The organism is Polymorphobacter megasporae (assembly GCF_018982885.2).
In the GTDB taxonomy this organism is placed as follows: Bacteria; Pseudomonadota; Alphaproteobacteria; order Sphingomonadales; family Sphingomonadaceae; genus Polymorphobacter_B; species Polymorphobacter_B megasporae.
In genome coordinates, this window is sequence record NZ_CP081848.1 from 805735 (window position 1) to 821439 (window position 15705).

Genomic DNA, 15705 nt, shown 5'->3' on the forward strand with positions numbered 1-15705 from the left:
GACGAATGCCGCGCATAGGCCGCGTCTATGAGTCGCGCTGGCGCAGCTTTGGCCCGGTCACGCAACCGTCACGACCGCGGTTTACGCTAATCCGTCATGGCGGCGAGCTACCAGCATCTCCGGGCGTTCCACGCGATCGCGGTCGAGGGCGGGGTATCGCGCGCGGCGCGCCGCCTCAACGTGTCGCAACCGACCCTGTCGCAGCAGTTGAAGGCGCTGGAGGCGCGGCACGGTGTAGCGCTGTTCGAGGGGCGCAAGTCGCCGCTCAAGCTGACGACGGCGGGGCGCGACCTGTTCCTGCTGACCCAGCGGCTGTTCGCGACGGCGTCGGACATCGATGAGATGCTCGGCGAGACGTCGAGCCTGACCGGCGGCATCCTCCGGCTGGGGTCGGATTCGCCATTCTACGCCGCGCGGCTGGTCGACCTGTTCCACCGGCGACACCCGGCGACCGGGGTCCAGGTCCGCATGGGCAACGCCCACGACGTCATGCGCTGGCTGAGCGAGGCGCAGATCGATGCGGCGCTGGCGAGCGATCCGCCGGGCGACCCGACCTTCAGCTACGATCCGCTGTACACCGACGGCTTAAGCGTCGCGCTGCCGCTGCATCATCCGCTGGCGCTGCTCGACGCGATCCCGGTCGAGGCGCTGGCTGCACAGGTCCTGCTGCTGCGCGAGCCGACGTCGAAGACCCGTTCCTTTACCGAACGCGCGCTCGGCGATGCCGGGGTGGTACCGCTCGCCAGCCTCGAATTCCACGGCCGCGAGACCATCCGCGAGGCGATCGCACTCGGGCTCGGCGTCAGCGTCTTCTTCGCGTCGGAGTGCCCGCCCGACCGGCGGATCGATTATCGCCCGCTCGATACTGGCGACCGCACCTACGAGCTTCGCGGCTTCCTGCTGTGCCTCAACGACCGCCGCCGCAGCGCGTTGATGCGCGCGGTCAAGGCGGTGATCTGCGACATGCGGCTCGAATGCGACGACCCCGCGCCGGTCGCGTTGGAGCTGGCATGATTGCTACCCTCGACGACATCGTCGCGCTTTACACGCGGCACGGCCATCGCAGCTACGGCGAGGGCGTCAGCCAGCTCGAGCACGCGGTCCAGTGCGCGATTCTCGCCGAAGCCGAAGGCGCGCCGTCGTCGCTGATCGTCGCGGCGCTGCTCCACGACGTCGGCCATCTGATCGAGGACGACGAAAGCGCCGCCGACGCGCGGCACGAGATGGTCGGTGCTGCGATCCTCGCCCGCGTGTTCGGTGCGGCCGTGGTGCGGCCTTGTGCGCTGCATGTTCAGGCCAAGCGCTACTTGTGTGCGACCGAGCCCGGCTACGCCGCCACGCTCAGCGCCGCCTCGCAACGCTCGCTCGTTCTGCAGGGCGGGGCGTTCGATAGCGCTGCGAGTGTGGCCTTCGCGCAACGCCCCTATGCCGCCGCCGCGATCGCTCTCCGACGGTTTGATGACAGCGGGAAACGGCTCGATGCCGGGGTCGGACCCCGCTTCGCCGACTATCTTCCGATGCTGGCGAGGGTTGCAGCGCGCTGACCGAGCGTTCGGCCAGCATTAGTTAACATACTCGAAACATTAGGCGATCGGGAATTGCTGCACATGCAAACAGCGCGCTAAGCCACTCTACGAATCGCCGTCTACGCGACACATCCCGTCGTTCCATGACAGATAGATGACGCTTACCGCCGTCGGGCCATAGATATCGCCTATAACCGGCATATGGCCAAAGACTTGGCGCGCGCCCTGTTATCGGCGCGAGAGCGGCCCCGAGAAATTCAGCCGAGCAGGGGGCCGTGGCCATGAAAGCCGATCGTTTTGTCTATGGTGCCGTCGCCGCCCTGCTGTGCGGGTGCGGCAACGCCGCCCTCGCCGCCGCAACGACCGCTGCTCCCTCTGCCGTGCCCGACACGGCACCCGACGCGACGGCAGCCGACACCGCCGACAACGGCATCGGCGAGATCACCGTCACCGCGCAGCGTCGTAACGAAAGCATCCAGAAGGTCCCGCTGACGATCCAGGCGTTCACCGGCGAGACGCTGTCGCAGCTTCACGTCTCGACCTTCGACGACCTGATCAAGTACACGCCGAACGTTACCTTCGGCAACAACGGCCCGGGCCAGGGCGCGATTTTCATCCGCGGCCTCAGCGCCGGGTTCGCCGGCGGCCAGTCGAGCGCCACCATCGGCAACTTCCCCAACGTCGCAGTCTATCTCGACGACCAGTCGCTCCAGTTTCCGGCGCGTAACGTCGACATCTACGTCGCCGACATCGAGCGCGTCGAAGTGCTCGAAGGGCCGCAGGGCACGTTGTTCGGCGGCGGCGCCGAGGCCGGCGCGGTTCGCTACATCACCAACAAGCCCAAGCTCGACCGCTTCGAGGGCCATGCCGAGGCGATGTACGGCGGAACGTCGGGCGGCGCGGCGAACAACAGCGAAGTGCTGACGCTCAACGTGCCGATCATCAAGGACAAGCTCGCGGTCCGCGGGACGATCTACAACGAGCGCCGCGGCGGGTACATCGACAACGTCTCGAGCACTTTCACCCGGTCGAACGCCGATCCGGGCAATTATTATCTCAACATCAAGCCGACCGCCGGTGGCCTTTGCCCCAACGGCCAGCCGCAGGCGGCGACGTCGCCGGGCTTCTGCACCTTCCCCAACCAGCACCAGATCAATAACGGGACGACCGCGGGTAACGACTTCAACCCGGTCACCTACACCGGCGGCCGGATCGAAGCCCTGTGGGATGTCGCGCCGAACTGGGACATCCTGATCACCGAGAGCCTCCAGCACCTCGATGTCGAGGGTCTGTCGGCGCAGTATCCGATCGGCTCCGACTTCCAGCCCTTGAAGCCGCTGCAGGTCACATCGTTCGTGCCGAGCTACGACCATGACCGTTTCGAGAGCACCGCATGGACCGTCCACGGCAAGCTCGGCCCGCTCAACGCCGTCTATACCGGCAGCTATCTCGAGCGGCATATCGACAACCAGGTCGACTATACCAACTACTCGCGCACCGCGTACGGCATGTATTACGAGTGCACCGGCGGCGCGACCGGCTTCGGCAAGGGCGCGGCGACGTGCTTCTCCCCGGCGACCTACTGGCACGACCGGGTAAAGAACACGCATTTGACCAACGAATTCCGCCTGAGCACCCCCGACACGTGGCGGATCCGCGCGATCGGCGGGGTCTTCCAGGAGACGTTCCGCGTCGAAGACATCATGAACTTCGAATATAAGACGATCCCGTCGTGCAATCCCGCCAACCTCGCGACCGCGCTCGCCGGCGGCCAGCCGTGCGTTGCCAACACCCGGACCGTCGCCGGGGCCGAGGTCAACGAGCCCGGCACGCGCGACGACAACACCGGCTTCGGCGAGGACGTCAAGCGCGGCTACACCCAGCTCGCGTTCTTCGGCTCGGTCGACGTCGACATCATCCCCGACGTTCTGACGATCACCGGCGGCACGCGCTATTTCAACTACAAGGAATACGAGGTCGGCGCGCAGTATTCGACCGGAACGGGATGCCTCAACGTCCCCAACGGCCAGTGCGGCCCTCTCGGCGGCACCTTCGACATCGGCGCGCATAACGATCACGTCAGCTACCACGGCTTCAAAAGCCGGGGCAGCGTCAACTGGAAGGTGACGCCGACGACGCTCGCCTACTTCACCTTCTCACAGGGCTTCCGTCCGGGCGGGTTCAGCCGGTCGCAGCGCAACGTCGCGGTCGGCCCGGCGGCGGGTGGCACGGCGCAGTTCCAGACGCCGAACAGCTATGCCCCCGACAGCCTCGACAATTACGAGATCGGCATCAAGACCTCGCTGTTCGATCGCCGCCTCCAGCTCAACCTGTCGGCGTACAACATGAACTGGAAGAACGTGCAGTTCCTGTTCTACAACCCGACCCAGCTCGGCAACACGACCTTCGGAATCAATGGCCCGAACTACAACATCAAGGGTGTCGAGGCGCAGTTGACCGCGCGGCCGACGCAGGAACTGACGTTGCTCGGCACCGCGACGTACAACGACAACAAGCAGACCAACTCGCCGTGCCTCGTCAGCAACATCGCGGCGTCGCCGACGTTCGGCAAGTGCATTACCTCGGTAAAGGGTGCGCCGTTTCAGAACCCGTTCGGTGTCGCCGGGTCGGTCGCAGCGTTTTCGCCGCATTTCGAGGCGAGCGGGCGCATCCGCTACGACACCGAGATCGGCGAGTACAAGCCATTCGCGCAGGTCGGCGCGCAGTATATCAGCGCGCAGTACAATCAGCCCGCGACGTATCTGTCGGGCGACGGGGTGATCCTGCCGACGACGACGTTCCTGCGCTACCGGATGCCCGGTTATGCCACCGTCGATGCGTCGGTCGGCGTCAGCGCGCGCGCCGGCTGGAACACCCAGTTGTACGTCACCAACCTGACCAACTCGCACGCGAGCCAGTTCACCTCGTCGGTCGAGTTCATCAAGGAAGAAATCCCTATCCGCCCGCGCGTCTTCGGCGTGCGCCTCGGCTATGATTTCTGACGCTGGGGTGTAAGCGCAAGCTGCGGGTGATTGGACCCGCAGCCTGCGCCCGGATGCCATGACCGTCGTTTCCCCTGCGTCGAGCGTCTTCGCGGAGATCGCCCGCCTGCGGCAGCTCCACGCCGCCGGCCGGCACGCCGATGTGCTTGCTGCGGGGCGCGTGCTGCTCGGCGAGGTGCCGGAGAACCGCGACCTGCTCCTCCTCGTCGCGACGAACCAGCGCGTGACGGGAGACATCGCGGCCGCAATGACGACGCTCGACCGGCTCGAGGCGCTCCACCCGCGCTTCAGCCGGATGCTCCAGGAGCGCGGACTGTGCTTCGTCGCGCAGAAGGATGCGCCGCGCGCGATCGACGCGCTGCTGCGCGCGGTCAATATCAACCCCGCACTGCCGATGAGCTGGCAGATGCTCGCCGGAGTCTATCGCCTCTCGGGCGATCCCGCGAACGCCGCGATCGCTGCCGAGCATGTCGCCGCCCTCGCATCGCTGCGCCCAGCCGTGGTGACAGCGACCTCGCTGTTCGCCGACGGCGATCTCGCGCCCGCCGAGGAGATGGTGCGCGGCGTTCTGGGGCAGCACGGCGACGACGTCGAGGCGATGCGGCTGCTCGCCAAGATCGGGATGGCGCGCGAGGTATTCGACGACGCAGAACTGCTGTTCGACGCGGTCCTCGCGCGCGTTCCCGGCCACCGCGCGGCGCGCCACGAATATGCCCAGTGCCTGATCCAGCGACACAAATACCTGGCGGCACAGGCTGAGATCGCGACGCTGCTCGCCGCCGATCCGGGCAACACCGCGTACCGCGCGCTCGCCGCGACCGCGGCGGTCGGCGTCGGCGACAACGAGGGGGCGATCGAGCTGTATCGCGCGCTGCTGGCGGACGTCCCGGATTCGCCCGACGTCCATTTGTGGCTCGGGCACGCACTCAAGACCGTCAGCCGCGTTCCCGAAGCGATCGCCGCGTATCGCGGTGCGGCGGCGGCGCGGCCCGACTTCGGCGATGCCTATTGGAGCCTCGCCAACCTCAAGACCTACCGATTTCCCGACGCTGAGGTCGACGCGATGGCCGACGCCGAGGCTGCGCCCGCGACACAGCCCGACGACCGCATCCACCTCGCCTTCGCGCTCGGCAAGGCGCACGAGGATCGCGGCGACTTTGCCCGGTCATGGGACTATTACGCGCGCGGAAACGAACTCAAGCGCGCCGAAAGCCGCTACCGCCCCGAGATCATCGAAGCCAACACCCGCCAGCAGATCGCGGTGTGCACCCCCGCATTCTTCGCGCGCCGTGCCGGCTGGGGCGACCCCCGGCCCGACCCTATCTTCATCGTGGGGCTACCGCGATCGGGGTCGACGCTGATCGAGCAAATCCTCGCGTCGCATTCCGCGGTGGAGGGGACACAGGAACTGGCCGACATCCAGCGGATCGTCCTCGACCTCCAAGGCCGCGACCCCGATCCCAACAATCCGCGCTATCCGGCCATCCTTGCCGAAATGACCGATGCCGAGTTCACACGCTGGGGTGACACTTATCTCGCCGATACGCGTATCCACCGGACTGACCGGCCGTTTTTCATCGACAAGATGCCGAACAATTTCCGGCACATTGGCCTGATCCACCTGATGCTGCCGAACGCGCGGATCATCGACGCTCGTCGCGAGCCGATGGCTTGCTGCTTCAGCAACCTGAAGCAGCTGTTCGCAAACGGACAGGAGTTTACGTACAGCGATGAACATATTGCGCGATATTATCGGACCTATCTCGAATTGATGGCGCACTGGGACACCGCGTTGCCGGGTCGCATTCTGCGCGTGAATCACGAGAATGTAGTCGCTGACCTCGAGGGCAGTGTGCGCCGGATCCTGGAGCATTGTGGCTTGCCGTATGAATCTGGGTGCGTCGAATTTTACAAGACCCGGCGACACGTCCGAACGCCGAGTTCTGAGCAAGTCCGGCAGCCAATCTTTCGCCAGAGCCTCGACCAGTGGAAAAACTATGCAGCGGAATTGATGCCACTGCGGCTCGCACTAGGTAACGCGATTGAGGCTGACGCTGCAAACTGATTGCCGAGCCGACGGTGCAACGACATTCACCGCCTTTGGTCGAGCAGGTGACGGTGCGAGTTAATGTAACGTGCTCGGCGGCTCGTCAAAAAACGGGATAACCCCCTCTCAAGGTTATCGGCCTCGATCGAATACCATCCTTGGTCCCTTATTCATCCTTCACGGTTCACTAATCACTGCCCCGTAGAATCCACGAGTGCACAACGATCTCTTCCGGCGCGATTAAGCAAGTGTGGCAGCACCGTCTGTCGCAGCTGAGGCGGCCGAAGGGTGCGAGTTTTGAAGACATTGGTGGTTGGCGCGGCGTGCGTGATGATGGCCAGTGCGGCAGTGGCGCAGCAGTTGCCGAGCGCAGGCGGCCAGTTGCAGCAGATTCCCCCGGGAACAGAGCCACCTAGGGCTGTACCCCGGGTGACGGTCGAGCGCCCCACGCCGCCGCCACCCGTTGCTGCGGCAGGGCCGGGCATCGCCGTCGCGTCACTCGGCATAACCGGCGCGACCCTGTTCAGCGAAAGCGAGCTGATTGCGGCATCGGGCTTTCGTGCCGGATCCGTGATGACGCTCGCCGACCTCCAACTCCTGGCATCGCGGATCGCCGATTTCTATAATGCCCGCGGCTATTTCGTCGCGCAGGCCTACCTGCCGCCACAGCCGGTCGACGGCGGCCGCGTCGTCATCGCGGTCGTCGAGGGCCATTATGGCAAGGTCACGCCCCATAATACGAGCCGCGCGTCCGACCGCATCGTCCGGGGCGTCCTTGCGGGACTCGCACCGGGCGACCTCGTCGCCAACAAGCCGCTCGAGCGGCGCCTGTTGCTGCTCGGCGACCTGCCAGGCGTCGGTGTCCATTCAACCCTCGCGCCCGGCACCGCGATCGGCAGCTCTGACCTTGGCATCGACGTCACGCCGACGCATCGCATTTCGGGCGACGTCGAGGGCGATAACGCGGGCAATCGCTACACCGGCTATTTTCGCGCGGGCGGGACGGTCAACCTCAATGAGCCGTTCGGCCTTGGCGACGTCATCAGCCTGCGCGGCCTCGTCTCCGACGGCGGGCTGACCTACGTCCGGGCTGCGTATCAGGCGACCGCCGGGGTCGCGACGATCGGCGTTGCGTACGCCCGGCTCGATTACCGCCTCCACCGCGAATTCGAAAGCCTGCGGGCGCACGGTTCGGCGGACATCGTCAGCGTCTATGGCAGCTACCCGCTGATCCGGTCGTACAACGTAAATCTGAACGCGCTCGGCGGCGTCGACTTCAAGTTCTTCCACGACCAGGCCGATGCCGTCGGTAGCACGAGCAGCAAGCAGTCGCAGGTCGGCACGATCGGCCTGAGCGGCGATAGCCGCGACTCATTCGGCGGCGGCGGCGCGTCGTTTTATTCGGTTGGCGGAACGTACGGAAACCTCGACATCCGCACGCCGGTGGTTCTCGCCGCCGACGCGGCGACGACGCGGAGTAACGGTGGCTTCGGCCGCTTCAACGCCGCGATCGGACGCGTTCAGGCGCTATCGGGGCCGCTCTCACTGTACGTCGCGGTCCGCGGTCAGGTCGCGACGAAGAACCTCGACATCGCGGAGAAGATGGAGCTTGGCGGGGCCTATGCCGTGCGCGCCTATCCCGAAGGAGAGGCGTACGGCGACGACGGCTACGTCGCCACCGCCGAACTGCGCCTAACGCTCGCCGCGCTTGCCCGGCGGGTCCCCGGCGAGGTTCAGTTGTTCGGCTTTATTGACAATGGCGGCATCACCTTCAACCACGACCGTTTCGCTACGGGTCGCAACCACGCCAACCTGACCGGCGGGGGTGCCGGCGTCAGTTGGGCGCGTAACGGCGATTTTCTCGTCAAGGCGTCGTACGCGCACCGCATCGGCAGCGACATCGTCACCTCCGAGCCCGACCACGCCGGGCGGTTCTGGGTCCAGCTCGTCAAGTCGTTCTGACCATGAGCAGCCATAGCCCTCTCCCCCAGTCGCAAAGGTTGCGTCCGATGTTTACCGTGTCCCGTCGCGTTCGCCCGGTTCGCGCCCGTCTACTCGCCGGCAGCGTGATGGTCGCCGGTTTCGCGACCAGCGTGCACGCCTTGCCCACCGGCGGCGCTGTCGCGGCAGGTGCCGCAACGATTACCGCCGCGCCGACGCAGCTTACGGTCCACCAATCGACGCAGAACGCCGTGATCAACTGGCAGAGCTTCGGCATCGGTCGCGGCGAGGGCGTCACTTTCGTCCAGCCGAACAGCACTTCGGTTGCGCTCAACCGCGTCCTTGGTCAGGACCCGACTGCAATCCTCGGCAGCCTCACCGCGAACGGCAAGGTCTTCATCGTCAATCCGAACGGGGTGCTGTTCGGCCAGAGCGCGCAGGTCAACGTCGCGGGGCTGGTCGCATCGAGCCTCGGGATCACCGACGGCGACTTCATGGCGGGGCGTTACAGCTTCTCCGGCGGCGGCGGCAGCGTCGTCAATCGCGGGAGCATCATCGCCGACGGCGGGACGGTTGTCCTGCTCGGCGCACAGGTCAGCAATACCGGTCTAATCTCAGCGCGCCTCGGCTCGGTCGCGCTCGTCGCCGGGACCGCCGCGACGCTCGATATCGGTGCGAAGGGCTTGCTTACCGTGACGGTCGATCGCGGCGCGGTCGATGCGTTGGCGAATAACGGCGGCATGATCGTCGCCGACGGCGGCAACGTCTTAATGACCGCGCGTGGCGCGAGCGGCCTGCTCAAGACCGCCGTCAACAACAGCGGCGTTATACGGGCCAATTCGATCGGCACGCGGAACGGCACCATCATGCTCCTTGGCGACGCCGCGAACGGGATTGTTTCGGTTGGCGGAACGCTCGCTGCCTCAGGTACCGCCGCTGCAGACACCGGTGGCACGATCGTCGCGACCGGAAATGCGGTCAGCGTCACTGGCACCGTCGATGCATCGGGGAGCGCGGGTGGCGGCTCGATCGCACTCGGCGGCGGCTATCGCGGGAGCGACCCTTCGATCGCCAACGCGGCATCGCTCAACATGGCAGCCGGGGCAAACGTCACCGCCGACGCCGTCACCACCGGCGACGGCGGCCGTGTTGTCCTGTGGTCGGCCGGCGCGACCGACGTCGCCGGGACCATTTCGGCCCGCGGCGGGCGCCTGTCCGGGAACGGCGGACTCGTCGAGACATCGGGCGCTCACGTCACGCTCGCCGACAGCGCGCTCGTCCGCACCATTGCCGCACATGGCAGCACCGGCCTGTGGCTGCTCGACCCGGTCGACTATCTGATCGCGACCGCCGGCGGCGACGAGACACCCTCGCAGGTCACGCTGAGCCTCGCCAATTCGAACCGGCTGATCATCGCTGACCATAATATCACCGTCGCCGACGCGGTGACGTGGACGACGCCGCAGACGCTCGAACTGCGTGCGGGCAACGACGTCCTGATCAATGCCGCCGTCACCGCCAGCACAGCGGGATCGAAGTTCATCATCACCGCCGGTCACAATGCCGAGCTCAACGCCGCGATCACCGCGAGCGCACTCGGCTCGCAGATCAACATCAACGCGGGCCAGGACATCAACCAGAACGAGGCGATCACCGCGAGCGCGGGTGGATCGGTCCTGCTCGTCGCCGACTCCGACGGCAGCGGCGGGCTGACGGGCGGCACCGTCCACCTAAGCTCACTATTCCCGGTCACATCGACCTCGAAGACGATCTATTACTCGCCCGAAAACGGCTATGGCGCGCCGAACGCGTATACCGGCTTCACCGCGTTCATGTGGGTGTTCGTCGCCGCCAAGGACAAGATCTACGACGGCACCACCCCTGCGGTGCTGACCTTCCGCGGCGATCCGACCGTCGGCGGCGCAGTCGATGTCCGCCTCAGCGGCGGGACCGGCAATTTTGACAATGCCAATGTCGGCACGCTCAAACCCGTCACCTTCACCGGTGTCGGCCTCGCCGGAGCCGACCAGGCGCGCTACGCGCTGTTCGCCGCCGCGGGCGTGACCCCGGCGTCGATCACCCCCGCGCCGCTGATCGTCACCGCCAACAACGCGAGCAAGACCTACGGCGACACGCTGGGATTCACCGGCTCGGAGTTCACCTCGACCGGCCTCGTCAACGGCGAGACGATCGGCACCGTCACCGAGGTCAGCCCCGGTACCGTCGCCACCGCGAGCGTGGCCGGCGGCCCGTACGCGATCACCCCGAGCAACGCGATCGGCGGCAGCTTCAGCGCGTCGAACTACACCACGACCTACGTCAACGGTGTGCTGACCGTCGCCGCCGCGCCGCTGACGATCACCGCAAATAACGCGAGCAAGACCTACGGCCAGACGGTCGCATTCAGCGGTTCCGAATTCACCAGCAGCGGCCTGCGCAACGGTGATGTCGTCGGCGTGGTGACGCTGGCCAGCCCGGGAGCCGCGCCGACCGCTAGCGTCGCCGGTAGCCCGTACGCGATCACCCCGAGCGGCGGGTCGGGGGGCAGCTTCGTGCCGACCAATTACGTCGTGACCTACGTCAACGGCACGCTGGCGATCTCCCCAGCCGCGCTCGTCATCACCGCAAACCCGACGAGCAAGGTCTATGGCGACGCGCTGACCTATACCGGGTCCGAATTCACCACGAGCGGTCTCCAGAACGGCGAGAGCGTCGGCAGCGCGACCCTGACCAGCGCAGGGACAGCGGCGACCGCCGGGGTCGCGGGCGGCCCGTATCCCGTCACGGTCGCGGGTGCAGTCGGCGGCAGCTACACCCCCGCGAACTATTCGACGAGCTATGTCGGCAGTTCGCTGACCGTGACCCCGGCGAGCCTCGTCGTCACGGCAAACAGCACGAGCAAGGTCGCCGGAACCACGCTGACCTTTGCCGGAACCGAGTTCAGTAGCGCCGGATTGAAGAACGGCGATACGATTGCCCATGTCGACGTGTCGAGTCCCGGGGCGACGAGCACCGCGACCGCGAGCGGCACGCCGTATGAGATCGTCGCTGGCAACGCGACCGGCGGCACGTATGTCCCGACCAACTATACGACGAGCTACACCAGCGGCGCGCTGACTGTAACCGCGGCTGCAAGCACCACGCCGACACCAACGCCCACGCCAACGCCGACACCCGGCACTGGTGGCGGGACGGGTACGGGCGGCGGGACAGGTACAGGTGGCGGGACGGGTACCGGGGGCGGGACCGGCACTGGCGGCGGGACAGGTAACGGCGGCGGCGCGGGCACCGGTGGCGGGGCAGGTAACGGTGGCGGCGCCGGACAAGGCGCTCAATTCGCCGGTGGCGGAGTGCTTACCGATACGGCGACATTCGAGGCGCTGGCGGCAGGAAGCGGCATCGTGCCGCTCGCAGTGGCAAGCGGCACGCTGCCGGCTGGCGTCGAGCTTGCCGTGCTTGGCGGCGGCGTCAGAGTTCCCGTGGTCCAGTATGCCACAACCACACCGCAGCCCGTGCTACCCTATCCGACGCCGGTAACGCCCGCCGCCACCCCAGTTGTGCCCGCCGTTCCTGCGGCAGTACCGGTCATGCGGCCGCGCAAGCAGGACCGGAACTAGGCGGCGTGAACGCGTCCAACCCCGGCCGGGCGCTGCGCCGCATCGCTCATTCACTGTTGCTCGCCGCCGCCGCCATCGGCGCTGGTGCCGCCGCCGCGCCGTTGACCGGCACGTCGGATGCGGTCCGTTCGGTAGCGGGGTGGATTGCCGCCTCGGGCGACGCGCACGACCGGCCTTTTGCGATCGTCGACAAGCGCAATGCCTCACTGTTCGTCTTCGACAGCAGTGGTGTGCTTATCGGCACTTCACCGGTGTTGCTCGGTCTGGCACGCGGCGATGACAGCTCGCCGGGCATCGGCACGCGCCCGCTCTCGGCGATCCGGCCCGCAGAACGCACGACGCCTGCCGGGCGCTTCGAGGCCGCGCCGGACATCAACGCCGCCGGCCACGCCATCGTCTGGATCGATTACGCCGCGGCGATCTCGATGCATGCCGTCGTCCCAGGTTCGCCGACCGATCACCGGCTCCAGCGGCTCGCCACCCCGTCGCCTGACGACAACCGCATATCCTATGGCTGCATCAATATCCCGGCGGCGTTCTTCACCGAAGTCGTCCAGCCCGATTTCGCCAAAGGTGGGATCGTCTATATTCTGCCCGAGGTTAGGCCTTTGCGCGACGTCTTTCGAATGGGCGCAGGTCGCGCCAGCGGCCAGCCGTGAGAATCCCGTTCTCACATCCGCCGGTCCAGGCGCCGCATAGGTAATTGCCTCTCCAAGGCTAACCACGTGCGGCAAGCGACCAAGCGCTGGACGGCATGTGGCGTTCTGACGCTGGGCGTTGGTCTCGGGAGTCCTTGCTGGGTCCTCCCGATCGGTTATGACGCTCGCCCTCAGCTTAATCCATGAGAAGCCCCAGTGCCCCAGCGGCCCATGGAGCCGGATGAACCAATTGGGGAATCGCAAGTGGCGTACCAGTACCGTTTCCGTGCCGCGGCTTCGACTGCGGCGCTCGCCGTTGGGTTGATCGCCATGCCCGCTGCCGCTCAGTCGGCGGCTAATCCAGCGCCAGTTCAACCACCCGTCGCCGTCGACGATGTACCGGCTGCAACGGCAACTGGGGTCGGCCAATCAGGGGTCGGAAATGCCGGCGTCTCGCAGACCGCTGCCGCTCAGACGGGGGGTGGCAACGTCGACGAAATCGTCGTCACGGCGCAGAAGCGCAGCAACAGCCTGCAGAATGTGCCGATCGTCGTCACCGCGATCAATCGCCAGCTGCTCCAGGATACCGGCGTCAAGGACATCAAGGATCTCGCGATCCTGACGCCAGGCCTGCTCGTCACCTCGACGTCCAACGAAGGCTCAACGACCGCGCGCATCCGCGGCGTCGGCACCGTTGGCGATAACCCCGGCCTCGAATCGTCGGTCGGTATCGTCATCGACGGCGTCTACCGCTCGCGCAACGGCGTCGGCTTCGGCGACCTCGGCGATGTCGACCGCATCGAGGTCCTCAAGGGCCCGCAGGGAACATTGTTCGGCAAGTCGGCGACCGCCGGGGTCATCAACATCCTGACCGCTCCGCCCGAGTTTACCTTCGGTGCCAGCGCGGATCTGACCGGCGGCAACTATGGTGCCATCGGCGGCGCGGCGCAGGTCACTGGACCGATCGTGACCGACAAGCTTGCGGCCAGCCTGTATTTCGCCGACCGCCAGCGCGACGGCTATTTCAACGTCAACACCGGCCCCGGTCCGCGCACCGCGACCGAGGACACCAACCGCAACTTCTACACGGTTCGCGGCCAGTTGTTGTTCACGCCGAGCGACGACTTCAAGCTGCGGATCATCGCCGACCATTCGCACCGCAACGAGACATGCTGCATCGCCGTCATCACCCGCGCGAGCCAGGCCCCGGGCGCGAACCTCGCCAACAACCTCGTTGCGGCACTCGGCGGCAACGACGGCAATCCGGCGACACCGTACAACCGCAACGCCTACGCCAATCGCCCCGACGGCCAGCGGATCAACGACAGTGGCATCTCGGCGCAATTCGACTGGAATGTCGGACCGGGCACCCTGACGTCGATCAGCGCCTACCGCGACTGGAAGAACACTGCCGGTTTCGACGCCGATTTCTCGACTGCCGACATCGACTACCTGCCCAGCGACGACAGCAATTCGTCACAGTTCCGCACCTTCAGCCAGGAGGTCCGCTACGCCGGGACCGCGGGCAAGCTCGACTATCTCGTCGGGGCTTTCTTCGCCGATGAAAAGCTGCGCCAGAACACGAGCGTCCTCGTCGGCAGCCAGTTCACGCCATACCTCAGCCTGTTGTTCTCGTCGCTGGTCGAGGGCAAGCCCGATGCGACCTTCCTCCAGACCGGCCTGACGTTTCCGTTCGTTCGCGGCGTCAACTTCGCCGCCGGCTCGGGCTCGGTCGACCGTTACCGCCAGCGCGACGACACTTATGCGCTGTTCAGTGACGACACGCTGCACATCACCGATCAGCTCAGCCTGAACGTCGGCGTGCGCTACACGCTCGACGACAAGAAGCTCAACGCGGTCAGCAACAACATCGGGAACGGTGCAGGCTGCGGCGCGGCGAACGCGGCGTTCGGCATTCTCAACGGGGTCAACCCGGCGGCGGCGGCGCAACTCGCGGCGGTCAACGGCACGCTTTGCCTGCCGTTCCTCAGCCCCGGCTACAACAACTTCATCAATAACCAGACGCGCGAGGAGAACGTCCCGTCGGGGACGGCCAAGCTCGCCTATCGGCTCAATCGCGAGCTGCTGCTGTATGCGTCCTACGCGCGCGGCTATAAGGCGGGCGGCTTCAACCTCGATCGCGTCGAGTGCACCGTCGGTACCGCCGGTTGCGCCCCGGGCAGCGCAGCGGTGGTCACGCCGATCCTCAACACCGGCTTCGCCAAGGAAACCAACGACTCGTACGAGATCGGCGAAAAGGCGACGCTGTTCGACCGCAAGGTGCTGTTGAACGCCACCGCCTTTTACCAGAAGTATCAGGGCTTCCAGCTCAACACCTTCACCGGCCTCGTGTTCGTCGTGACCTCGGTGCCGCAGGTGATCAGCAAGGGCGTCGATGCCGACTTCGTCTGGCTGGCGTCGAAAGCGTTCAGCGTGCAGGGCGGCGTGACCTACGCCGACACACGCTACGACCTGAATGATGGGCAGCTTGCTACGCTTCAGGCGCAGACCGGCTACCTTGGCGGCGAGCACTCGCGCGTTTCGCTCGCGCCATTGTGGTCGGCGTCGCTGTCGGGGACTTACTCGGTCGAAGTCGGCAACAACTACGTCGCCCGCCTCAACCTCGGCGCGAAATACTCGTCGGGCTACAACACCGGGTCGGACCTCGACCCCGGCAAGTATCAGTCGGGCTATGTCGTCGCCAACGGCCGCGTCGCGTTTGGACCCAAGGACGGCCGGTTCAGTGCCGAAATCTGGGCCGAGAACCTGCTCAATACGAACTACCAGCAGGTCGCGTTCAACTCGGGTTTCCAGAACGTCCCGACGAACGCAACCGGCGTGCTCGATGCGTTCCTGGGGGCGCCGCGCACGTTCGGTGGGACGCTGCGCGTTAAATACTAGCGCTTTGTCGACGATTCTGAAAGGCTAACTCGC

At 66.1% G+C, this 15705-nt stretch carries 8 protein-coding genes; all 8 read left to right on the forward strand.

The features are described from left to right. Window positions 1–96 precede the first annotated feature (96 nt). The 8 genes from KTC28_RS03755 to KTC28_RS03790 all read left to right on the forward strand — a co-directional run bounded on the left by KTC28_RS03755 (window position 97) and on the right by KTC28_RS03790 (window position 15672). A complete protein-coding gene (locus KTC28_RS03755; RefSeq protein ID WP_216709791.1) occupies window positions 97–1014 on the forward strand; it encodes a LysR substrate-binding domain-containing protein in 918 nt (305 codons plus the stop codon). Next, window positions 1011–1544: a phosphonate degradation HD-domain oxygenase gene (locus KTC28_RS03760; protein ID WP_216709792.1), complete on the forward strand. Its 534-nt coding sequence runs from the start codon at window positions 1011–1013 to the stop codon at window positions 1542–1544. The genes KTC28_RS03755 and KTC28_RS03760 overlap by 4 nt, the downstream gene beginning before the upstream one ends. 263 nt (window positions 1545–1807) lie before the next feature. Next, a complete protein-coding gene (locus tag KTC28_RS03765) occupies window positions 1808–4528 on the forward strand; it encodes a TonB-dependent receptor (RefSeq protein WP_216709793.1) in 2721 nt (906 codons plus the stop codon). A 58-nt stretch (window positions 4529–4586) separates the two neighbouring features. After that, window positions 4587–6593, forward strand: coding sequence for a tetratricopeptide repeat-containing sulfotransferase family protein (locus tag KTC28_RS03770; RefSeq protein WP_216709794.1), 2007 nt, complete (start codon window positions 4587–4589; stop codon window positions 6591–6593). Between the two features lie 279 nt (window positions 6594–6872). Then, entirely contained in the window at window positions 6873–8537 is a 1665-nt protein-coding gene (locus tag KTC28_RS03775; protein WP_255602244.1) for a ShlB/FhaC/HecB family hemolysin secretion/activation protein, read from the forward strand. A gap of 47 nt (window positions 8538–8584) precedes the next feature. Next, complete coding sequence (locus tag KTC28_RS03780) at window positions 8585–12133, forward strand: two-partner secretion domain-containing protein (protein ID WP_216709795.1); 3549 nt, start codon at window positions 8585–8587, stop codon at window positions 12131–12133. 5 nt (window positions 12134–12138) lie between these two features. After that, window positions 12139–12792, forward strand: a complete 654-nt coding sequence (locus KTC28_RS03785) for a L,D-transpeptidase (protein ID WP_255602245.1) — start codon at window positions 12139–12141, stop codon at window positions 12790–12792. 243 nt (window positions 12793–13035) lie between these two features. After that, window positions 13036–15672 (forward strand): TonB-dependent receptor, encoded by a 2637-nt coding sequence (locus tag KTC28_RS03790; protein ID WP_223132283.1) that lies wholly within the window; start codon window positions 13036–13038, stop codon window positions 15670–15672. Window positions 15673–15705 lie beyond the last annotated feature (33 nt).